At 63.5% G+C, this 20,678-nt stretch carries 17 protein-coding genes, 3 tRNA genes and 2 pseudogenes; 11 read left to right on the top strand and 11 right to left on the bottom strand.

The window, feature by feature from the left end:
- Window position 1: 1 nt before the first annotated feature.
- The gene (locus ACSVHC_RS09650; RefSeq protein ID WP_437773943.1) at window positions 2-361 is read right to left on the bottom strand and encodes a metallopeptidase family protein; all 360 of its coding nucleotides are present in this window, start codon (window positions 359-361) and stop codon (window positions 2-4) included.
- A gap of 328 nt (window positions 362-689) precedes the next feature.
- Here ACSVHC_RS09650 and ACSVHC_RS09645 point away from each other — a divergent pair, with 328 nt between their 5' ends.
- Both ACSVHC_RS09645 and ACSVHC_RS09640 read left to right on the top strand, forming a co-directional pair.
- On the top strand, window positions 690-1,742 hold the full coding sequence (locus ACSVHC_RS09645; protein ID WP_437772175.1) for a LacI family DNA-binding transcriptional regulator: 1,053 nt from the start codon (window positions 690-692) through the stop codon (window positions 1,740-1,742).
- 27 nt (window positions 1,743-1,769) lie between these two features.
- Window positions 1,770-2,690 (top strand): carbohydrate kinase family protein, encoded by a 921-nt coding sequence (locus ACSVHC_RS09640; protein WP_437772176.1) that lies wholly within the window; start codon window positions 1,770-1,772, stop codon window positions 2,688-2,690.
- A 32-nt stretch (window positions 2,691-2,722) separates the two neighbouring features.
- Here the strand turns inward: ACSVHC_RS09640 and ACSVHC_RS09635 are convergent, their stop codons facing one another.
- Entirely contained in the window at window positions 2,723-3,631 is a 909-nt protein-coding gene (locus ACSVHC_RS09635; protein WP_345447907.1) for a DMT family transporter, read from the bottom strand.
- A 264-nt stretch (window positions 3,632-3,895) separates the two neighbouring features.
- On the opposite strand from ACSVHC_RS09635, the gene ACSVHC_RS09630 reads away from it, so the two are divergent.
- The 5 genes from ACSVHC_RS09630 (at window position 3,896) to ACSVHC_RS09610 (ending at window position 5,528) form a co-directional block, all read left to right on the top strand.
- Window positions 3,896-3,968, top strand: a tRNA-Glu gene (locus tag ACSVHC_RS09630).
- Between the two features lie 84 nt (window positions 3,969-4,052).
- Window positions 4,053-4,126: transfer RNA gene (locus tag ACSVHC_RS09625), tRNA-Asp, on the top strand.
- 50 nt (window positions 4,127-4,176) lie between these two features.
- Window positions 4,177-4,249, top strand: a tRNA-Phe gene (locus ACSVHC_RS09620).
- 569 nt (window positions 4,250-4,818) lie between these two features.
- On the top strand, window positions 4,819-5,169 hold the full coding sequence (locus tag ACSVHC_RS09615; RefSeq protein WP_437772177.1) for a Gfo/Idh/MocA family oxidoreductase: 351 nt from the start codon (window positions 4,819-4,821) through the stop codon (window positions 5,167-5,169).
- Between the two features lie 5 nt (window positions 5,170-5,174).
- Complete coding sequence (locus ACSVHC_RS09610; RefSeq protein ID WP_439180899.1) at window positions 5,175-5,528, top strand: Gfo/Idh/MocA family protein; 354 nt, start codon at window positions 5,175-5,177, stop codon at window positions 5,526-5,528.
- Between the two features lie 388 nt (window positions 5,529-5,916).
- Here the strand turns inward: ACSVHC_RS09610 and ACSVHC_RS09605 are convergent, their stop codons facing one another.
- On the bottom strand, window positions 5,917-6,336 hold the full coding sequence (locus ACSVHC_RS09605; protein ID WP_439180898.1) for a MarR family winged helix-turn-helix transcriptional regulator: 420 nt from the start codon (window positions 6,334-6,336) through the stop codon (window positions 5,917-5,919).
- 233 nt (window positions 6,337-6,569) lie between these two features.
- Here ACSVHC_RS09605 and ACSVHC_RS09600 point away from each other — a divergent pair, with 233 nt between their 5' ends.
- Both ACSVHC_RS09600 and ACSVHC_RS09595 read left to right on the top strand, forming a co-directional pair.
- Complete coding sequence (locus tag ACSVHC_RS09600) at window positions 6,570-7,253, top strand: GTP cyclohydrolase II (RefSeq protein ID WP_439180897.1); 684 nt, start codon at window positions 6,570-6,572, stop codon at window positions 7,251-7,253.
- A 40-nt stretch (window positions 7,254-7,293) separates the two neighbouring features.
- Window positions 7,294-8,229, top strand: a complete 936-nt coding sequence (locus ACSVHC_RS09595; RefSeq protein ID WP_437772181.1) for a dioxygenase family protein — start codon at window positions 7,294-7,296, stop codon at window positions 8,227-8,229.
- A 519-nt stretch (window positions 8,230-8,748) separates the two neighbouring features.
- Here ACSVHC_RS09595 and ACSVHC_RS09590 read toward each other — a convergent pair.
- The 8 genes and pseudogenes from ACSVHC_RS09590 to ACSVHC_RS09555 all read right to left on the bottom strand — a co-directional run.
- A pseudogene (locus tag ACSVHC_RS09590) lies at window positions 8,749-9,207 on the bottom strand (transposase); the annotation flags it as partial.
- Window positions 9,208-9,316: 109 nt separating this feature from the next.
- Window positions 9,317-10,306 carry a tyrosine-type recombinase/integrase gene (locus ACSVHC_RS09585; protein ID WP_439180392.1) on the bottom strand — a complete coding sequence of 330 codons (990 nt, stop codon included), beginning with the start codon at window positions 10,304-10,306 and terminating at the stop codon, window positions 9,317-9,319.
- Window positions 10,303-11,244 (bottom strand): tyrosine-type recombinase/integrase, encoded by a 942-nt coding sequence (locus ACSVHC_RS09580; RefSeq protein WP_439180391.1) that lies wholly within the window; start codon window positions 11,242-11,244, stop codon window positions 10,303-10,305. The genes ACSVHC_RS09585 and ACSVHC_RS09580 overlap by 4 nt, the downstream gene beginning before the upstream one ends.
- The gene (locus tag ACSVHC_RS09575; protein WP_439180390.1) at window positions 11,241-12,461 is read right to left on the bottom strand and encodes a tyrosine-type recombinase/integrase; all 1,221 of its coding nucleotides are present in this window, start codon (window positions 12,459-12,461) and stop codon (window positions 11,241-11,243) included. Before ACSVHC_RS09575 ends, ACSVHC_RS09580 begins: the two co-directional genes overlap by 4 nt.
- A 131-nt stretch (window positions 12,462-12,592) precedes the next feature.
- Window positions 12,593-13,390, bottom strand: a pseudogene (locus ACSVHC_RS09570) (IS256 family transposase); the annotation flags it as partial.
- Window positions 13,391-14,021: 631 nt separating this feature from the next.
- Window positions 14,022-15,065, bottom strand: coding sequence for an ABC transporter permease (locus ACSVHC_RS09565; protein ID WP_437772182.1), 1,044 nt, complete (start codon window positions 15,063-15,065; stop codon window positions 14,022-14,024).
- 37 nt (window positions 15,066-15,102) lie between these two features.
- Entirely contained in the window at window positions 15,103-16,662 is a 1,560-nt protein-coding gene (locus ACSVHC_RS09560) for a sugar ABC transporter ATP-binding protein (RefSeq protein ID WP_439180896.1), read from the bottom strand.
- Between the two features lie 107 nt (window positions 16,663-16,769).
- Window positions 16,770-17,900 (bottom strand): sugar ABC transporter substrate-binding protein, encoded by a 1,131-nt coding sequence (locus ACSVHC_RS09555; protein WP_437772184.1) that lies wholly within the window; start codon window positions 17,898-17,900, stop codon window positions 16,770-16,772.
- Window positions 17,901-18,266: 366 nt separating this feature from the next.
- On the opposite strand from ACSVHC_RS09555, the gene ACSVHC_RS09550 reads away from it, so the two are divergent.
- Together ACSVHC_RS09550 and ACSVHC_RS09545 are read left to right on the top strand one after the other, a co-directional pair.
- Window positions 18,267-19,292, top strand: coding sequence for a helix-turn-helix domain-containing protein (locus tag ACSVHC_RS09550; RefSeq protein WP_437772185.1), 1,026 nt, complete (start codon window positions 18,267-18,269; stop codon window positions 19,290-19,292).
- A gap of 151 nt (window positions 19,293-19,443) precedes the next feature.
- Entirely contained in the window at window positions 19,444-20,634 is a 1,191-nt protein-coding gene (locus ACSVHC_RS09545; protein ID WP_437772186.1) for an acyl-CoA dehydrogenase family protein, read from the top strand.
- The last annotated feature ends 44 nt before the right edge of the window (window positions 20,635-20,678 follow it).

Below are 20,678 nucleotides of genomic sequence, written 5' to 3'. Positions count from 1 at the left end.
CCTATCCCCAGCCGAGCTCGTGCAAACGGTCGTCACCGATGCCGAAGTGGTGGGCGATCTCATGGATCACGGTGATGGCCACCTCGTCGATTACTTCCTGGCGGGATCCGCAGATATCCAGGATCGGCTGCCGGAAAATGGTGATCCTGTCGGGGAGGGAACCGGCATCCCACCAAGAGTCCCGTTCCGTCAACGGCACACCCTCGTACAGGCCCAGAAGTACGGTGTCCGGATCCTCTCCAGGCTGCGGGGTGTAGTCATCTTCGATGAAGATGGCCACGTTGTCCATGGCCCGGGCCGCTTTGTCGGGGATCAGGAGCAAGGCATCGCTGACGGCCGCCTCGAAGTCTTCCGGCGACATCGCGAACGGAACGGTATTGGACTGCGCAGCCCCAGCGCTAGCGCCAGTGCCAACCCCCTCGCCAGCACCAGGGAGCCGGGAGGAAATGAGCTGGCCGCCAGGGGTATCGCCGTCGGGAACAATCGGCAGGCCGGGAGGTAGATTCGCGGGCATGATCTGACTCTAGTCCGTGGCCCGGTCGTTGACGCCGGATGTCGTGGCAGCTAGAGTTTTTCGCGTTGGTAATTCGTATAACTCGCCCCCAGGTTAAGCCCGGCCAGCCGTGCGGATCCGGTGCAAGGACCCCCAGTTCATTCAACAGAAACGCATTCAAGAGACAGGCCGGCCCATGACCCGCCCCGGAAGCCGCTCCGGCACGACGATGAACGACGTCGCTGCCGCTGCCGGTGTTTCCCAGGCCACGGTCTCCCTGGTGCTCAACGACGCCGCGGGAACCAGGTTCTCGGAGGAAACCCGGCGCAGGGTCCATGCCGCCGCCCACGAACTCGGATACCGGACCAACGCACACGCCAAAGTGCTCCGCGACGGAGTGGCGGGCATGATCGGCTTCGTGGGCGACTTCGTCGCCACTGCGCCATTCGCGGGCAAGATCATCGAAGGCGCCCAAGCAAGGGCTTGGGAGGCCGGGCTGCTCCTCCTGACCGTCAACACCGGCGGTGACAAGGACCTCGAGGCCGCTTCATTGGAGGCCATGCTGTCCTACAAGGTGGCCGGAGTGGTCTACGCCGCCATGTACCACCGGGTCCTTGACGTGCCGGACGTCCTGGCCGAGGTGCCCTCCGTCGTGCTCAATTCGCGAGACCGTTCCGGGCGCTTTCCGAGCATCGTCCCCCGAGAGGAGCTGGGTGGGTACACCGCTACCAAACACCTGCTCGACGCCGGTCACCGCCGCATCGCGATGATCAACATCGGCGCAGTGGACGGTGAGCTTCCCGCCGCCGTCGGACGCCATGCGGGCTATCTCCGCGCACTCGAGGAAGCAGGCCTCAACCCGGACCCCGGGCTCCACAGGATCGGCGACGGTCATGAGTCCGGCGGTTTCGACAATGCCCTTGCACTCATGATGGCTCCGCAGCCACCCACTGCAATCTTCTGCGCGAACGACCGCACAGCCTGGGGCGCCTACCAAGCATTGGGCCAGCTCGGGCTGTCGATCCCGCACGACATGTCACTGGTGGGTTTCGACAACCAGGAAACGCTCGCCCCGCACTTGCGGCCGGGGCTGACCACGCTGGAACTGCCCTTCGTTGAGATGGGCCGGCGCGCCATCGAACTGCTGCTGGCCGGCGCGGAACGTGACGGCAGTACCGAATACTTTGAATGTCCCCTCATCGAACGCCATTCCGTGGCGGCGCCCCTGAAAACCACAAGTAGCCACTGAAACTCCCCAACCAAGGAACAGGAACCTATGAACCACTCGCCCCTTGCGTCCGAGCCGCTCGACGTCGTCGTGGTCGGCGAAGCCCTCATTGACATCGTCAATTCGCCCGCAGGCCAGACCGAATACCCCGGCGGCTCGCCTGCGAACGTCGCCTACGGCCTCGGGCGGCTCGACGTGAAGGCCGGGCTACTGACCGCCGTCGGGCGTGATTCCCGCGGCGAGTCCATCGCCGCCCACTTGGCAAGCGCCGGTGTGGTTGTCCTACCGGGCTCGCAATCACTCGCGAAGACCGCGACGGCGACGGCGGAGATCGCCGCGGACGGTTCGGCCGAATACACCTTCGACATCGAGTGGAAGCTGGGTCCCGCCGCGCTCCCTTATGCCCCGAAGGTGCTCCACACGGGCTCGATCGCCACGTTCCTTGAGCCCGGTGCCGGCGTCGTCAGGACCCTTCTCGAGCAGGCCCAAGGCGGGTGCATTGTCACGTACGACCCCAACATCCGCACCGACCTCCTGGGCAGCCACGGCGAGGCGCTCCGCATTTTCGAGGAACTCGTGCCGTTGACCAGCGTGGTGAAGCTCAGCGATGACGACGCCTTCTGGCTCTACCCCCGCAAGTCCCTGGAAGAGACTGCCAATCACATCCTGGGCCTCGGTGCGGGCCTGGCCGTCGTCACGCGCGGCGCCCAGGGTTCCCTCATGGCGACGCCGCACACCCAACTGACGGTTCCCGCGGTGACCTCGGTGGTGGCGGACACCATCGGCGCCGGTGATTCCTACATGTCGGCACTGATCCTCGGGCTGCTGCTGCGCGGCAGCCAAGGGCTTGCGCCCACGGTTCTCGAACGCATCGGGCAGACGGCTTCCATGGCCGCCTCTATTACCGTCGGACGCCCGGGAGCCAACCCGCCCACGCACCGCGAGCTTCTCGCCGGGATGGCGAGGTAGCTGCGGCGGGGGTTCGACGGCGGGACGTGATCCTAGCGGGACCGGCGCCGCGTCAACCCGACGCCCACGAGGCAGATGACGCCGCCCACGAGGCCCCAGATGGTGGGGATCTCCTTGAGCACCGCCCAGGAAATCAGAATCGTGGCGCCCGGGACCAGGTACGTCGTGGCGGCAAGTTTACCGGCCTCAATGAGGGACAGCGCATAGGCCCACGTGGTGAAAGCGATGGCTGTCGGAAAGATCCCCAGATACACCAAGCCGAGAGTGGCCGGAAGAGGTGCGGCCTGCACTTCGGCCACCAGTTGTCCGGCCCACGGCAGGCAGCACACGGCGCCCACCATGATGCCAAACCATGTGGCCTGTGCCGCCGAGAACTTGCGCAGCACGGGTTTCTGAACAATCACGCTCACCGCGGCGAGCACAGCGGCAAGGAGGCACAACAGCACTCCGGCGACATCCGCCGTCGAGCGCTGTCCCGAACCGAGCGCGATGAGCGCAACGCCGCCAAACGCCACGAGGCTGCCGATGATCAGCCACCGCGGAAAGCCTTCTTTCAGGATCACGCCGGCGAGGACGGCGATCAGGATCGGTGAGACGTTGATGAGCATGGCGCTGGTTCCGGCATCGAGCATGTGCTCGGCGGCGTTCAGGGCGAGGTTGTAACCCGCGAACCACATGACACCGTAGGCCACGATAGGCAGCCATTCGCGGCCTTTGGGCCAGCGTTTGAGCCTGGGCAGGGCGACAATGCCGAGCGCGACGGCGGCAACCACCAGCCGTCCGAGCGTCAGGGAACCGGGGGAGAAGCTGGGTCCCACGGCCCGGATGCCCACGAAGGCGGATGCCCAGAGGACAACGGTGACGATGACGGCGGCGATGCCGAGCTTACTGATGGTCCGGGAGGGGGTGGTCGCCGGAGAGATTGGGGTGCTTGTGGCCATGATGCCAATCTAGCCCGGGATGGGCTCGACGGACTGGCGGAATTCGGACGTCTTTCAACAAGAAACCGCCAACTCTGACGCAGTGGATTTGAACGGCGGTTTGAGGCCCGGTTTGCGTCCTCGTTTGCGTTCTGGTTTGCGTTCCGCAGGGCGCGATTTGGGAATATCCCCGACTATGCTCTAAAGTTTTAGAGTCCAGTTCGGACGAGCGAGAAGCGGTAAACGCATAGCGTTGTTGACCGTCGCGAATTCGGATTGTTCCAGGCCCCCATCGTCTAGCGGCCTAGGACACCGCCCTTTCACGGCGGCGGCACGGGTTCGAATCCCGTTGGGGGTACGCAAGGAACTGGTCAGGCCGGACTGGAAAGTCTGGTAAGCTGGAAGCCTTGAAAAAAGCGGTAGAGATACTGCAAACAAGCAAGGCCCTGTAGCGCAGTTGGTTAGCGCGCCGCCCTGTCACGGCGGAGGTCGCGGGTTCAAGTCCCGTCAGGGTCGCTCTGATTGCCGGAAGAAATTCCGGCAATCATGGTGACATTGTCACCTAAGGCTCTGTAGCTCAGTTGGTAGAGCGTTCGACTGAAAATCGAAAGGTCACCGGATCGACGCCGGTCGGAGCCACCTTAAACCCCCGATAATTCGGGGGTTTTTTCGTTTCTTGGGGGTGCAGTGCATCTAGGTGTAGCTGAAACTGTAGCTATTGGCATTGCGGGACGTGATGGGCGCGACGCGGCGGTTATCGGACAAGAATTTGTAAGCGAAACACGGAGCACCGACTTGGAATTTTCGCAGGACGAAACGCTGCCGGACTCGAATACAGCATGACCGACGTCTAGATCCGCAGTCCCATGTCCCGTGTCGAAGCGGACAGCTGGGAGGGGTCCACCGTTGCCGTCGCGGGACTGGTGCGGGTCTGGATAACAGGGGGAGAACTTCGTCTGGAGCCGTTGGCGTTGGTGTTGCATGTCAGGCTCGTCCCAGCTGACAGGGGTTCCGAGCGGGGTGGTGGTGTCGGTGATGGCCTAGCGGTCCCGGTAGATGAGGATCTCCTGGAGCGTTCGCCGTCGCCGGTCAGGGTCCGGGATGTTCTGGAGTTGTGAGGTCAGGTCTTGCATCCATGGTTCCTGGCTGGTGGGGATGCGTGCGGCCACGAGTTTGGCGCGGTTGCGGAAGAAGGCGGAACTTGCCTCATGACAGCCGTACGCTGGGGAGCGCTCACGACCGCCCGCATCGCCCAGGATAGATTTCTCCTCGCCATGAAGAAGGCCCGCAACGCCGCGGCCTCGGCAGTCTCCAGCCCCAACGGGAGGGCTGCTGAAATAGCTGATCGGTTCGGGGTCCCGGCGTCCTACTCATCGCATGAAGAACTCCTCGCCGACCCGAACATCGAAGCTGTCTACCTCCCAATTCCAATGGCCTTCACGCAGAGTGGATCATCGCAGCGGCAAATGCCGGCAAGGACATCCTGTGCCAGAAGCCGCTGGTATGCAGTCTGGATGACTAGCGGCGGGTGGCGGAAGCGTGCGAACGGAACCAGGTAAGCCTCATGGAGGAGTTCACGTACCGCTTCCACCCACAGCACCATAAAGTCCGGGAGCTCCTGGATGCAGGCAGGATAGGCGACGTCGTCTCCACGCACGCCCGCTTCCACTTCAACATGGACCGGGTCCCCGGCGAGGTCCGGCTCCAGCCCAACCTGGAAGGCGGGGCAGTCAACGACGTCGGCTGCTACGCCATCGACATCATGAACATGGTCATGGGCGGCCCTCCGACCAGCGTTTACGCCAAAGGAACAAGCTCCTCGGATCCCGTTGAAACAACCGTGGCAGCCATCCTCGACTACAAAGGAGTCCTGGGAACGTTCGACTGCGGCTTTGAAGGATTTCAAGGTCGAGATTGAACGCTTCAGCAGCATCCTGGCACGCGGCCATGCAGCAGGCATCATAAACAGGGAATTAACCGAACAAAACCTCGCTGTGCGCCTCGCCGTCCACGAATCGCTCGCTACCCGCCTGCCATGCAAGGTCAGAACCAGCGAAGGTGGCTGAACACCATCTGTGCCGGAAGCAGTTCATGCGGATCGCGACACGTCGCAACGGCCAATCACTCTGCGGAAACTCACAGCTCTAAGTTCGAGCTTGGCGCCCGGCCCTTCCTGGCTTCCGCCTCGGTTTCCAAGGCAGCCGGCAGCAGCCCTTAACACAAACGCCTTCGGGCACCGCCACATCTTCCCGAATTACCCCTGAAGTCGAGCAGCACCCCTGGTGGTTCATCACCAACGGGCTGGGCTAATCGGAACTGCGGAGACAACGATCTTCAGGGTCTATGGCCCGCATAATGCGTCGGCCAATGTCGGTCAGCTGGCGTGTTTGGACCTTCGTGAGGGGGTCGAAGACGAGGCTCCTTACTTCTTCTACATGTCCAGGTGCGGTCTGAACGATTTTCCCCCAGCCGGCTGCGGTTAGCTTAGCCATAGTGATGCGCCCGTCGGTGGGGTCGGATGAACGACTTACCCAACCACGCTTTTCAAGGCGCCCGACGACCTGGGACAGACGAGGAAGTGCTGATTCCGCGAACTTGGCCAAATCGCTCATCCGAAGCGTGCGGTCCGGGGCCTCTGAGAGGCCCGCGAGGACCTGGTATTCAAAGTGGCTGAGCCCGGCATCCCGCTGAAGCTGCGCGTCCAGTGCAGAGGGAAGCCGAATCATTATTCCCACAAGAGCGAGCCACGCCTGGCTCTCTTCGCTGTTTAACCATCGCGGTTCCCCGGAAGCTTCCATGCGACAAGCATAGCCCGTTAACTTCATGCTTTAACTTATAGCCGGTCCAAATTACTTGCATCTTGAACTAAGCACCCCTACTATTAACTTCAAGGTTGAACTATTCGACGACTTGGACTGTCGTCTTACCCGCATGACCGCCCTACTCCTGAGGACCTGAGATGACTGTTCTAACTGAAACCCCCGCCCCGCTGGCGGGACTAGTGGCTGGGGCCACCGTACGCAGCCAGGTCACCGTGCCACTGCACTTCCCGGACGGCCTCAGCGCCACCGCCCAGGTGATGACTTTCCATGGCCTGGTCGACGGAAAGGAACACCTGCTGCTCGCCCTCGGCGAGTGGGAGCAGGCCATGCTGAACCCGAAGCCAGAGGATCCGGCGCCGCTGGTCCGGCTGCACAGCGAATGCCTGACCGGCGACGTGTTCGGGAGCCAGCGCTGCGACTGCGGGCCCCAACTGCGAGAAGCCATCGAGAAAATTTCCGCCGCCGGTGGGTTCCTGCTCTACCTCCGCCAGGAAGGCCGCGGCATCGGCCTGTATTCCAAACTCGATGCCTACGCACTGCAGGACACCGGCCTGGACACATACGAAGCCAACGTCGCGCTGGGCCACAGCGAAGACGAGCGCGACTACACGCCCGCCGCCCAAATGCTCGGCGCCCTCGGCATCAACTCCGTCCGCCTGCTCAGCAATAACCCCGAGAAGGCCGGCCAACTGACCGCCCGCGGCATTACCATCACCGAACAGCTTCCCACCGATGTGCACCTAACCCCCGCCAACCACGCCTATTTGAGCGCCAAACGCGACCACACCGCACACACCCTCACCATCCCGCCGGCCGAGTGAGACCAACCAAACCTGGCCACGGACTAGAAAGAGGACAGCCATGAGAACGCCCAACCCCGGCAACACCACAGCGGCCCCTGCCGGAAGATCTCGGAGCACGGCGGCCGCTGACGCCCTCATTCCTGCCAGTCATCCGCTCGCCGCGCACCTGCGCCGCGCAGCACTGGCCAACGAGAAAGCGCCGCATCAGCCATGGAGCGCCCAGGATGGACCGATGCCCAGCCTGTACATCAGCCACGGCGCACCCAATACCTTCGAGGACACCGCCTGGATGCAGCAGCTCCACGGATGGGCGCGATCAATGCCCAAACCCAAAGCAATCGTCGTCATCAGCGCCCACTGGGAATCCGACAGCCTCGGGATCACCAGCACCACACCCGCCGAACTGGTCTACGACTTCGGCGGCTTCGCCCCCATGTACTACGGGCTGCGCTACGATTCTCCTGACCCCTCCGACCTCGCACAGCAGATCATGAACGTCCTTCCCACAACGGAGCACGTATACGAACACCGCGGCCGCGGGCTCGACCACGGCGCTTGGGTGCCCCTGAAAGCCATGTACCCCGCTGCGGACATCCCCATACTGCAACTGTCACTCCCCACCCACGACACCAGACGGCTATTCTCCCTCGGGCAGCGGCTCAAAAAGCTGCGGGAAGAAGGAATTCTCGTCATTGGCTCCGGGTTCATGACTCATGGCTTGCAATACGCCGACGCCTCCCACCGGACCACCCCACCCACATGGTCCATCGAGTTCGACCAATGGGCCGCAGACGCCCTCGCCCGCGGCGACGTCGACGAACTTGCGCGCTTCCGCACCCACGCTCCAGGCGCCCAACGCTCACACCCCACCGTCGAGCACTTCACCCCATTGTTCGTCACCCTCGGCGCAGCAACGGATCCCACCGCGCCCGTCACTACCACCATCGATGGCTTCGTCATCGGATTATCCAAACGATCCTTCCAGACCGCCTGATGGACCAGTAAGAGTCGCCCGTTTTCCGGTTCTTTAGTCCGGACCGGGACTGGAAGCGCTTCGGAAGGACTGCGCCAGGTCCTTTGAGCGGTAGCGGCGATAGGCAACGAGAATTGTGCTAGGTTGTGAGCTAATTACCCGGCCATATTTTGGCCTGCGTGGCCTGAAAAGGGCGAACGGGGGAGTGGTGCCGCATCTCCCGCTTGGCCTTGCGTCACGAGGGCTTTCAAGTCGCTTCTGGCAGACGCCGTCCCGGAAGCAGCAGGCTGTGAGAGCTGCACAACGACCATGTCATCTGACGCCAGGACCCGGATATTAAGTCCCGGAGAGAGCTGAATCAGGCGGCGATGGTTCAGGGCGTCCGGCTTTAGCCACAAGACGGAACCATCAGCAGTTATGCAGTCGACCACACCCGCGTCGATGATGCGATCGTACCGGCCTATCTCAACTTCTCTCCCCTGTAGCTGCTCCGGGTCAGGGACTGTCCGATAAACGGTGTGTGGGTCCGGCCGGTTTTCATTAGTGAATGGTTCTTTCGAACCGGCCGGCGAAGGTAATCGCGAACGCGTTCAGCGCAGGCTTCCACCTCATGACCCAGCGTGCCCGACCTCCGCCGGTGGGATCAAGGGACCTGGTGACCAGATACAGGCATTTCAGGGCGGCGGCCTCGTTTGGAAAGTGCCCGCGGGCCCTCACGGCCCTCCGGTAGCGGGCGTTGATCGACTCGATCGCGTTTGTTGTGCAGATCACCCGCCTGATCTCCACGTCGTACTCCAGGAACGGCACGAATTCCGCCCAGGAGGACTCCCAGAGCCGCACGATGGCCGGGTATCGCTGGCCCCACTCGGCCGTGAACTCGGCGAACCGGTCCTTCGCCGCTTGCTCGGACGGGGCCGTGTAGACCGGCTTGAGCGCCTTGACGATCCCGTCGCGGTGCTGGCGGCCGGCGTAGCGGAAGCTGTTGCGGATCAGGTGCACGTTATGCCGACGTCGGCATAACGTGCATTATGCCGACCTTCGGATTATGCCGATGTGGTCGCGGGATCCTTTGCGGGACAGGGGTCTGACGCTGGCGAGGTCGGCATAATCAGAGCCCTTCGAGCCAGGCGATGAGGCTGTCGGGCGGCTGGTATCGGCCGGCCCGGCCGGTGGGTGGTTTGGTTCTGGCCAGGGCCTTCTCCTTGAGTTCGAGGTCTGCGTGTAGGTAGATCTGCGTGGTGTCGACGCTCTCGTGACCGAGCCATAGCGCGATCACGCTGGTGTCGACGCCGGCGTGCAGGAGCCGCATGGCACAGGTGTGCCGGAGCACGTGTGCTGTGATCGTTTTGCCCTGCAGTGATGGGCAGGCGGCGGCCGCTGTGCTGGCGTAGTGGGCGATTCGGTGCTCGATTGCATCGTGGCTGAGCTTCGCGCCGCGGAGGGTCGTGAACAGGGGGTTGTTGGGGTCGCCGTGCTGTTCGTTGATCCAGCCGCGGAGGACGGTGATGGTGCCGCTGGTCAGCGGGGTGATCCGGTCTTTGCGCCCTTTGCCGTGGCAAGCGACGTGCGCGCCGGTGCCAAGGTGCACGTCAGCGCGGGTGAGCCCGGTGATTTCGGAGATCCGTAGCCCGGTCTGAACGGCGAGCAGCAGCAGCGCGTGGTCGCGTCTGCCGGTCCGGGTGGTTCGGTCGCAGGCGGCGAGAAGCGCATTGATCTCGGCCTCTTTCAGGTAGGTGATCAGGGCCCGGTCGAAGCGTTTTGGCGGGATTGCCAGCACCCGGGCGATGCTGGCGGCGTGCTCGGGGTGGGCCATTGCGGCGAACCGGAACAAGGAGTGGATCGCGGCCAGGCGGGCGTTGCGGGTGCGGATGCTGTTGCCCCGGTCGTGTTCGAGGTGATCGAGGAAGCCGGCGATCAACGGTGCGTCGAGATCGGATAGATCCAGTGCTGACGGCGTGAGCCTTGTCTGTGCCGAGGCGTATCCGAGCAGCAGCCGCAGGCTGTCGCGGTAGGCGGCAACTGTGTGTGCGCTGGCGTTCCGCTGCCGGATAAGGCGGTCGGTGAAGAACGCTTCCAAGGTCGGGGCGAGGGCGCTCATGACCGGCCTGCTGACTGGTCGGCGAGGTATGCGTCGAGGCGTTGCCCGGCGAAGGCCATGAGCTCGGGCGATGCGGATAGATACCAGTAGGTGCTGGCCGGATGGACGTGGCCCATCCAGGTGGACAGCAGCGTCAGGCGGGTCTGCCCGTCCTGGCCTGCTGCATAGGCGTCGAGCATCGACCGCACGGCGAAGGAATGCCGAAGGTCGTGGATGCGGGGCCGGCATGACCCGGATCGCGGTCGCAGACCGGCGAGACGGGACAACTGCTTGAACGTGTGGTGGACATTGCAGTAGATCAGTCTGGTTCCCGCCGTGGATACGAGCAGAGCCGACGTCCCGGTCGACGGGGCAAGCCGATCACGCAGCTGCTGGTAGCCGCGCAGCTCGTCTGCTGTCGTTGGGTGCAGCACCAGCGCTCTGGTCTTACCGAACTTCCCAAACCGCACCAGGAGCCGCCGTTGCGTGAGGTCCAGGTCATCTTGGTTCAATGCGATCGCCTCGCCGACGCGGATGCCGGTCACGGCAAGCAAACCGATCAGCGTCGAGAACGTGGCCCGCCGCAATGGGGTGCGTAGCGTGGCCGTCGCGGCGATCAGCCCTGCGATCTCGGCGTCGGAATACAAGTACGGGCTCGCGCGGTGCGGCCGCTGCGGCAGCATGTCCGGGGCTGGGACCTGATGCACCGGATCGAGGGTGCGCAGGTAGGTGGCGAAGCCACGAACCACCGACAACCGATAGGCGTGCCAGTTAGAGTCTGCGTTGGCAGGCAGCCGCGACCAGTCCAGCGCCGCCTCGGTCGTGACGACATCCGCGCCGGCCTGCTCGAGATGATCGAGGAACTGGCGGAGCAGCTTCTCCGGCCGGGCCAACCGGTAACCCAGCGCACGGCGCAGCCCCAGGTAGTCAGCCAATTGCTCATTCAGAAGCCGGCTCATGACAGACCACTGGCCGGGTCGACGGGCCAGGGCCGGACCAGCACGGCCAGAGCCGCGTGGTCGACCTTGGCATAGATCGCCGTGGACATCGCTGACCGGTGCCGAAGGACCTGCCCGACTTCGGTCAGCGGGGCGCCGCTGCGCAGCATCGCGGTGGCAGCGGTATGGCGCAGCCGGTGGGCGTGCATTCTGGGGAGCCCTGCGCGTTGCGCGCCGTCGAACACGATCATGGTCACGCCTCCGGTGGTCAATGGCCGGTGCGGGGCGTGAACACGAACGAAGACGTTGCGTCCCTCGGCGTCGGCAGGTCTGCCCCGGCGAAGGTAAGCCGCGATCGCCGCGCCGATCTCATCGGGCAGTGGCAATCGTTCGGACCGGTTGCCTTTCCCCACTATCACCACCTCACCGCGGCGCCAATCGATATCGTCCAACCCGAGAGCTGCGACCTCGCCAGCGCGCAGGCCCATCCGCGCCAGCAGCAGCATCACTGCGAAATCGCGCCGACCGACCGTGGTGCGCCGATCGCAGCCGGACAGCAAACGCCGCAGTTCGTCAGGCTCGAGTCCTTTCGGCAAGGCTGACAGCCGCCAACCCGCCACCGACGGCACCGCTGTGGCCAGCGACATGGGCACCTGGCCGGTGACATGCAACCAGCCCAGCAGCGACCGCAACGAGCACACGATCAACTTCGCCGACCCGACAGCCCGTCCGGGACAAGCAGTCCGCACGAACCCGGTGACGTCAGCTGCGGTCAGGCCGGCAAGGTCGAGCACCTCACCGCGCAGGCGACCCGCGACGAAAGGCCGCACGCAGTCGACGTAGCCGCGAACCGTGCCCTCGGTAAGACCCCGCTCACGGAGCAGCCAGCCGCGGAAGTCGGCCAACAACTCCTCCACCGGCCCCAACGGAACCTCACGCGGGACAGGCAGCACTCCAAGCGGAACCAGGTAGTCCAGCAGCGGCTGCAACGCCTTGACCGACCGATATTCTCGATAGCCAGCTCCACGTCTCTCGGCCAGGTAACGGTCAAGCACCACCCCATTCAGATCGCCTAGACCGACGCCCGCACCCTGCATCCAACGGTCCAGATGCGCGACGAAACAGACCTGCTGCTCGGCCGAGGCCCGCGAATACCCTTGTCGAAGCAATTGCCCGGCGAACCCTTCGACGTGCGGCTCCAAGGGTCCCCGCACGAACGACCGCAATACCTTGACCATGACGTTCTCCTCTCCACGACGGAAAGGCAAGCATGGATCAGCGCACTGGATTATGCCGACCTTGCCAGGGTCGGGCCCTTGTCCCGCAAAGGATCCCGCGACCACATCGGCATAATCCGAAGGTCGGCATAATGGACAATGCACTGCTGCACGACCGTCCGCTCCCACGTGGTCGTGATCGCCTCCGGCAGGCCCTTGAGCCCATCACAGACAGCGATCAACACATCTTCCACGCCCCGGTTCTTCAGCTCGGTAAAGACCTGCAGCCAGAACCGGGCACCCTCGCCGCCGTCGCCGGCCCAGATCCCCAGGATCTCCCGCTCCCCGTTCACGGTGACGCCCATGACGACATAGAACGCGGTGTTGCGCACCTGCCCGTCACGGACCTTGACCACGACCGCGTCGACGAAGAGCACCGGATAGATCCGGTCCAAAGGCCGGGACGACCATTCGGCCAGTTCCCCGGCGACTTTCTCCGTGATGCGGCTGACGGTGTCTTTGGAGACCTTGGCCCCGTAGACCTCCTCGAAGTGCGCGGCGATCTCCCCGGTAGTCAGCCCCCGGGCGGAGAGCGAGAGCACGATCTGGTCGATCCCGTCCAGGCGCCGTTTCCGCTTGGGCACGATCACCGGCTCGAACGAGCCCTCCCGATCCCGGGGCACCTCGATCTCGACCGGGCCGATCTCGGTCAGCACGGTCTTGGGCCGGGTGCCGTTGCGCATGTTGGCTGCGATCGGCCTCTGGCCGTGCTCGTGCCCGAGGTGCTCGGTAAGTTCCGCTTCCAGAGCGGTTTCCAGCACGTTCCTGGTGAGCTGGTTCAGCAGCCCGCCCGGGCCCACCAGGCTCACGCCCTGTTCCTTGGCCTGCGCGAGCAGCCGCTCCGCAAGCTCCTTCTGATCGATGATCTCTCCCGTCACAGGATCGATCATCACCCCTGTCATCTCGGTCGTGGATTCAGACACGGCCGTCTCCTTTCGGATCAGGCCGGAGCCACACACCGTTATTCAGACAGTCCTCCGGGTCAAGGACCGGGATAGCTATCCCGGGAGTCGCGCCGCACGAGGGCTTGTGGATGTACAAGGTGTTCCTTTTCAGTCGCAGTCGGCTTGGGCCATAGAGTTCCTGATAACACTGCGGATATCGGTGCAAAAAAGTTGATAAGCGTAGACCATCCTTGTGCCGCCAGGGGCTGCTGCCTCTATGCCAAGCGCCTGGGATTTACGGACTCCTAGTGATGGCCGCAGGGCTCGTAATCCCATCCAGCCCAGGCTGTATGAATCAGGGTTAGCGGGCAGGAATGCCAGTCATCGGGTGTGTCAGGTAGTGGGGTCGCCCAGTTTGGCGTTTGGACGCCGGGTTCCGTTACCTGCATGGCGTTTCCTCTGTGGGTATCTAGGGGCTTACATAGGTTGAGACTGTTCATTCGGGTCGGCCTTCCGTTCAACATGTGCTAAGTCCTTACTGATTGGCTGATTCGATTGGCTGTGAGGTGGGGCTGTATGCATCCATTGCGGCGGCGACGTGCAGAGGCTGGTGCTTTTGTGCTAGCTACTAAGTCTCCTAACTGACCCCTACCGGGGCGCCGCTCTTGGATTTGGTTGCGACGTCCGGTTTTGTCTTCTTCTTTTTGCGCTGGACGAGTGTGGCTGCGGAAACAGCCACGAGGAGCGCGATGCCGTTGAAGATATTGATCACCCAGGTTTGCGCTCCGAGGATGACGAGTCCGTTGGCGCCCACTGCGAGCAGGTATACGCCGATCACGGTGCCCCAGACGTTGAAGTAGCCGGCCCGGATGGCGGTGGCACCGAGGAATGCAGCGGCGTATGCGGGAAGGAGAAATTCAGGACCCAGGTTGGGTGTGGCGCTGCCGGACCGCGAGGCCAGGAGCATTCCGGCAAGTCCACCAAGGAAGCCTGCGCCGATGAAGGCCGCGGCGAGGTAGCGCTTAGTTCGGACACCGCTGAGCTGGGCCGCATCGCGGCCCATGCCTGTGGCGCGGAGATAGCGGCCGAATGGTGTTTTTTCCAGGACGAACCAAAGGCCAATTGCGACGGCGGCAAAGAAGACCAGGACGGTTTGCAGGCCGAGAACCTTGGTACCAGCCAAGGAGGTGAACACCTTGGAAGCGTGCGTGATCAGGGTGCTGTTCGTCAGGAGCAGGTTGAGGCCACCCAGGATGGTGGCCATGCCGAGGGTCGAGATGAAGGCATTGACTCCGACGACGATGTTCATGAAGGCATTCACCGCGCCGATCAGCGTTCCCAGCAGGATCGGGAGCACAATCAACAGCACAAGGGGGAGGTCCTGGCCAGCGAGAATGATGCCGAAGATCGCACAGATGCCGAGGTTCGCACCGACAGAGAGATCGAATTCCCCGACGGCAAGGGGAAGTACAACCGCAAGTGCCAGGATTCCCGGGATGGCCTGGTCTGCGAGGATCATCCGCAGGTTTCCTTCGGTGGCGAAGGTTGCGGGCATGAGGATGGAGAACACGATGATCATAAGGGCCAGGAAGAGCGCGATGCCGTAGTTCTTCATAAGTGCGCCGGGGGAAGGGAAGCGGAGGGCGCGTGGCCGCTGTAGGTCCCTGCTGCTGGGGGTCATGTTTTGGTACCTCATGGGTTTCTTTGCAGTTGGAGTGTTAGTTGGCGTGCACGGATGTGGTGCAGGCCAGGGCGAGGCGGTCGCCGGTGATGTCGCTGCCTTCGAGTGCCGCGACTTCTCGTCCTCGGTCAAGCACCACGACACGGTGGGCGAGGTCGATGAAGTCGTCGTAATCCGTGGAGGCAATGATGATGGCCACGCCCGAGGCGGCGAGGGTTCGCAGCAGCTGGGAGATTTCGTGTTTCGCCGCAGCGTCGACGCCTTGGGAGGGCTCGTCCAGCAGGAGGACCTTAACGTTGCCGCTGGCGGCACGGGCAACGACGACTTTCTGTTGGTTTCCACCGGAGAGGGCACGGATGGGCATCTGCAGCCCGGCAGCCTTCACGAGATAGTCCTTCGCCAGCTGTGCGGCGTCTGCCTGTTCCCTGCGCCGGTCGATGGCGCCGTTCGTGGTGTAGTGGTGGAGCCGGCCCAGGGTGAGGTTTTCGCCGACGGTCATCTCCAGCACGCACCCGTCCTTGCGACGGTCTTGCGGTACGCAGGTGACGCCGGCGGCAACGGCGGAGGCGGGGTCGTGTGGGGAATACGGGGTGCCCGAGAGCTCCATTTCACCGTCATGCCGGTGTTGTGCACCGGCAAGGATACGGATGAGTTCGCTTCGCCCGCACCCGATCAGGCCGGTAATCCCGAGGATTTCTCCGGCCCGGACGTGCAGGTTCACGCCGGCGAGCCGGTTGCCGTGGAGGTTTGTCGCGGACAGCACCACGGCGCCCGTGCTGTTGTTGAGGGTTTTGTCCTGCCGGGCCTGGAGTTCCCTGCCAATAACCAGGGACACGATGTCACTGCCGAGTTTGGTCCCGAGCGGTTCCTCGGCCACCATCTGGCCGTCGCGGAGGACCACGAGCTGGTCAGCGATTCGGCGGACTTCGTCGATGCGGTGGCTGACGTACATGGCGGTCCCGCCGTTGTCCCGGAGTTTCTCGAGGATCCCGAGGACCTTGTCCACTTCGTCCGCCGGGAGAGAGGCTGTGGGCTCGTCGAGCACGAGAATGTTCTGGCGGAGCGCTCTGATGCCGCGGTCGCGGTCCTGAAAGGCGCGGGCTATGCCGATCATGGTCCGCGCCGACGGCGAGAGCGATCCAACCAAGGCACCGGGGTCCTGGTCGATATCGAGCAGAGAGAGTGTCGCGGCAACGTGTTCGTGCTGCCGGCGCAGGTTGATCCGTCCCAGCGGCCCGGCTGCGAAGAACCTGTCCACCAACGCGAAGTTGTCGGCGACCGTGAGGCTGTCGACAAGCCCGATGTCTTGATGGAGGAAACGCAGTCCCGCCGTGTCATGCGCCTGGGCCGGGGTAAGGGGGAGCCGGAGGTCCCGACCCCGGATGCTGAGCGTCCCTCCCGGATCCGGGACATAAATCCCCGCCAGAATCTTGATCAACGTTGATTTGCCGGAGCCGTTCATTCCGAGCAGCGCGGTGATTTTCCCCGCAGGAACATCGAAGGAGACATCGTCCAAGGCACGCTGGCCGGCAAAGGTTTTGCTGATGTTCCGGACGCTCAACGCGGCAGGAAGAGGGATTTCAAGGGTGTGGGTCATGGACTGCATCCTCAGTGGTCGGATCTTGTGGGAGCTTGTGCGCCCTCAACTCAACTGCTGCCGGGCTTGAGGCTGGAAGCAGCATCAAGCCCGGCGGCAGGCGCGTTCTACTTGGCGGAGGTCCAGAGCTTGTCGAAGGCGCCTTTCCAGTCCGTATCTCCGGTCCAGGGAAGTTTCGGCATGGAGGCAGCGTCAACCAGACGCTCTGGCATTAGCACGGTCTTGGCGCCTTTGGTTTCGCCCGCGAACAGGCTGTTCAGCTCATGGACAGCGAGGTAGCCGGTGTATTCCATGGGCTTGATCACATCGAATGCCTGACTTTTTCCCTGGGTGATGAAGCTGAGGTTCGCGGAGTTTCCATCGAAGGAAAGCATGCGGATGGCATCGCCGTTGGCGCTGCGTTCGACGGTCGGCTGCAGCGCGGCGACGGCGGCACCGGTGTAGGTCCAGATGTAGTTGACATCGGGCTTTGCAGTGAGCGTCGCCTGGACCTGGGCGGGCAGGTTGGTCTGCATCTGGGAGAACTGTGTCTCGATGGTCTGGACAACCTTGCAGTCGGGGCACAGCTTCGGCAGCCATGTTTTGAAAGCCTCGGTACGGAGCTTGACGGAGGGGTACTGCGGATCCGTGACCACGATTACCTTCGCAGCTCCCTTGCTGTCGGAGGCGATGGCTGCGGCGGCCATCTTGCCGGCGAGATCCTCATCGGGGGCGATAGTGACATCGAATCGTTTGTCCGCCGGTTCCATGGTGCTGACGGTAAAGATTCCAGCCTTCCGGGCAGCCTGGAGGTTGTTCTCGATCAGGTCGCCGACGCCGGCTGTAAAGACGATGCCGTCGGCGTGGAGTTGCACGGCCTGGTCCACGGCCTGGCGCGACTTCTCGGGGTCACCGCCGGGATCGATCATGCGGGCATTCCAGCCGAGGAAGGCCGCTGCTTCCATGGCGGCGTCGGCGCCGCGGGCACACGCCTCCGAAGCGTAGGTGCAGGGAATGACCACGATCGATTTGTTGGACGCGATCTTGGCCGATGAGGCGGGGATCTCCTCCTTAAGCGGTTGCTTCATCTGTCCGGCAAGCGCCGTGGCCTCGGCCACGGAGGAGGCGTTGCCCGCGGAACTGGAGCCGGAGCCTGCGTTTGCAGCGTCAATTTGACCGCCACAGGCGGCCAGCGATACCAGGAGTGCCGGGACGGCCGCCAATGCCAGCAGGTTGCGGCGGCGTTGTCGCAAGATCATGAGGTAGGCCTTTCGGAAGGACGCAAGGTGAAGGTGCGAGGCATGGAAGGCCTCTGTGTGGGTGGTTACAAAATCGGTTGCGTGTGTTTCATGGGTGGAGTTCGTTCCGTCGGTGGCCCGGTTGCGTCCCCAGATGCCTAAGGCCGAAACGACAACTCTGTGATGCAGGTCTCATCGTGGCCTTATAGGGAGCGAGTGGGGCGAAGTTGTCCGAACTGGACATGAAGTCTGGCCGGGACGGTCAAATGGCCGCGGGTGCGGGCCCAGGGCGACGGTTCCAGTGGGAGGAATAATCCGAGGGGACGTACAATCCCTAGACAGGACGGCGGCCCCATTGGGCCGCGGGCGTTGTATCTAAGGAGTCCGATGACGAACTCTAACCCTGCGGGCATCCCGCCGAACGGGGCATCCGATGGGCCTGCGCCCAGGGCAGGGTCGGCAGTTCCTGCGGTGAGTGTTTTCTCCACCGGGAAGGCTCCCGTGAGCCACCGGGTGGGGTTGTGGGAGGAACGCAACCAGCAGTCGCTGATCGGCCTGAACGTGTCGACACTGGCCAGGGACAGTGTGGTCAGCACCATGTACAACCTCAGTCTGGAACGGCTGAGGTTCACTGAGATCTACGGCAACGACCACATCATCGAACGTGCTGCCTCCAATATCAGGCAGCTGCCTGCCGACTCTGTCCTGTTTTGCCTGCTCCTCGAGGGAAACGCCTTTTACTACCATCAGGACGGGTTTGACACTCTGGGGGCCGGTGACGCGATCCTGTACGACGCCGACCGGCCCTTTATGTATGGGTTCCACACGCCCATGAGGCAGCTCATCCTCGAAATGCCCCGCGACGTCTTCCGGGAAAACACCGGTAGCAGCAGCCCGGGAAAGCCCCGCGTGCTCAGGGGCAGGGAGAGCGTCGCGGCCGATCAACACGCGCGCACACTGGCCCGAGTCATTCAAGGGACACTCCGGTCCACCACTGCCCCCGAACCGTTACTGGAGGACGAAGCCCTCGATCTTTTCGGGATCCTTGTCGGGTCGAACGCCGGGTCTTCGGGCCAGGCCTACCTCTTGGCGGCCAAGGGCTTTATCCGCAGGAACTTCCACCGGCCGGACCTCAGCACCTCAAGCATTGCCCGCGCCGTGGGCATCAGCGACAGGCACCTCGCCCGGGTCTTCGCAGCGGAGGAATCCTCCGTCGCCCGGTTCGTCATGGACACCCGCCTCGAGCGGGCGCACCAGCTCCTGACAGAGACGGGTTCCAGGCACCTGCAGGTCGGTGACGTTGCCCTCTCCGTGGGATTCATCTCGGCGGCGCATTTCTCCAGGGCCTTCAGGAACAAGTTCGGGTTCACCGCACGCGAGGCCAGGGATCGGGGCCGGGCACACCAGCCGTAGCCCGCGCGCTGGGACCGCCCACCCGGGTTTCCGACCCCCTTGTCTCGTTCTGCCATGCACTTTGCCCGTTCGCGCCATGCCAGACCAGCCCAGACTGTGACCTGCAACACTCATGGAAACGCCCCATTCACACTGATGTGAGGAAAACACCATGACGCAGGAACTCGTCGAAGAGACAACCCAGCTGCACGAGATGAGCGATTTTTCCGATCTGCTCGAACGGCTCCACGCCATTGCCCCGGTGCTCAAGGCCAACGGTGCGGCCAACGAGGCCGGGCGCCAACTCACGGACGAAGTGACCGCGGCTCTCCACGAATCGGGCATCTTCCGCTTGGGAATCCCGCGGTCCGTGGGCGGCTACGAGGCCTCGCCCCGGCAGGTGATCGAGGCCATTGAAACCGTGGCCTACGCCGACGCCTCCTCGGGCTGGGTAGTTATGGCGCTGCAGATGATCACAGGAACCACGGCCGCCTATCTGGGCGCCGAGGCTATCGGGACGATCTTCCCCGACGGCGGCTATTCGTTGATCGCCGGGCAGGGCACCCGCATGGGCAAGGCCAACGCAGTAGAAGGCGGTTACAAGCTCACCGGATCGTGGAGCTTCGCCTCGGGCATGCCCCAAGCCTCCTGGATCCACACGGCCGCAATCGTGGAGGAAACGGGTGAGGCCCTCATCTTTACCCTCCCCAAGGAGCAGGCCACGCTCATCGACAACTGGGATGTCATGGGCTTGAAGGCCACCGGCAGCATCGATTACGTCTGTGAGGACGTCTTCGTCCCGACGGCGTTCACCTACACAGCTACCACCATGGAACCCCTCAACGGCGGAGCGCTTTACAAAATGGGCTTGGCGAACATGTCCGGCATCAACCACGCCGGGTGGGCCCTGGGCGTCGCACGCCGCCTGCTGGACGAGATGCGCGAACTGGCGCAGAAGAAAACAGGCAATCCCGGCGCCAGCGTGGACACGGAGCAGTACTACGCCGAGTATGCGCAGGCCGAGGCGAAGCTCCGCTCCGCAAGGGCGTTCGTTTTCGAGGTCTGGTCAGGCAACGAGGCCACCCTCGGCCGCGGCGAAAAACTCACCCGCGAGCAAGAGACACTCACCCGGCTGGCGCTGAACAACGCCACCTGGTCCGCGCACGATGTCTGCATGACCGTCTATAAGTGGGCGGCCACCGCCGCCCTGCGTTCGGGAGACCTACAGCGCTTTTTCCGCGACATGCACGCCGGCACCCAGCACGTCACCTCCGGTCCGGTAGTCCTGCAGAACTGCGGCAAGATCCTGACCGGCCTGGCCGAGGATTCCAAGTGGAGCTACTTCAGCCTGGTCAAGAAGTAGCCACCACCCTGCACACGCAAAACCCACACAGCGCACCGACCCCC

Source organism: Arthrobacter sp. KNU-44 (assembly GCF_051843155.1).
Classification (GTDB): domain Bacteria; phylum Actinomycetota; class Actinomycetes; order Actinomycetales; family Micrococcaceae; genus Arthrobacter.
Note: the sequence above shows the minus strand (reverse complement) of the source record. Positions and strands in the feature narration are given on the sequence as shown.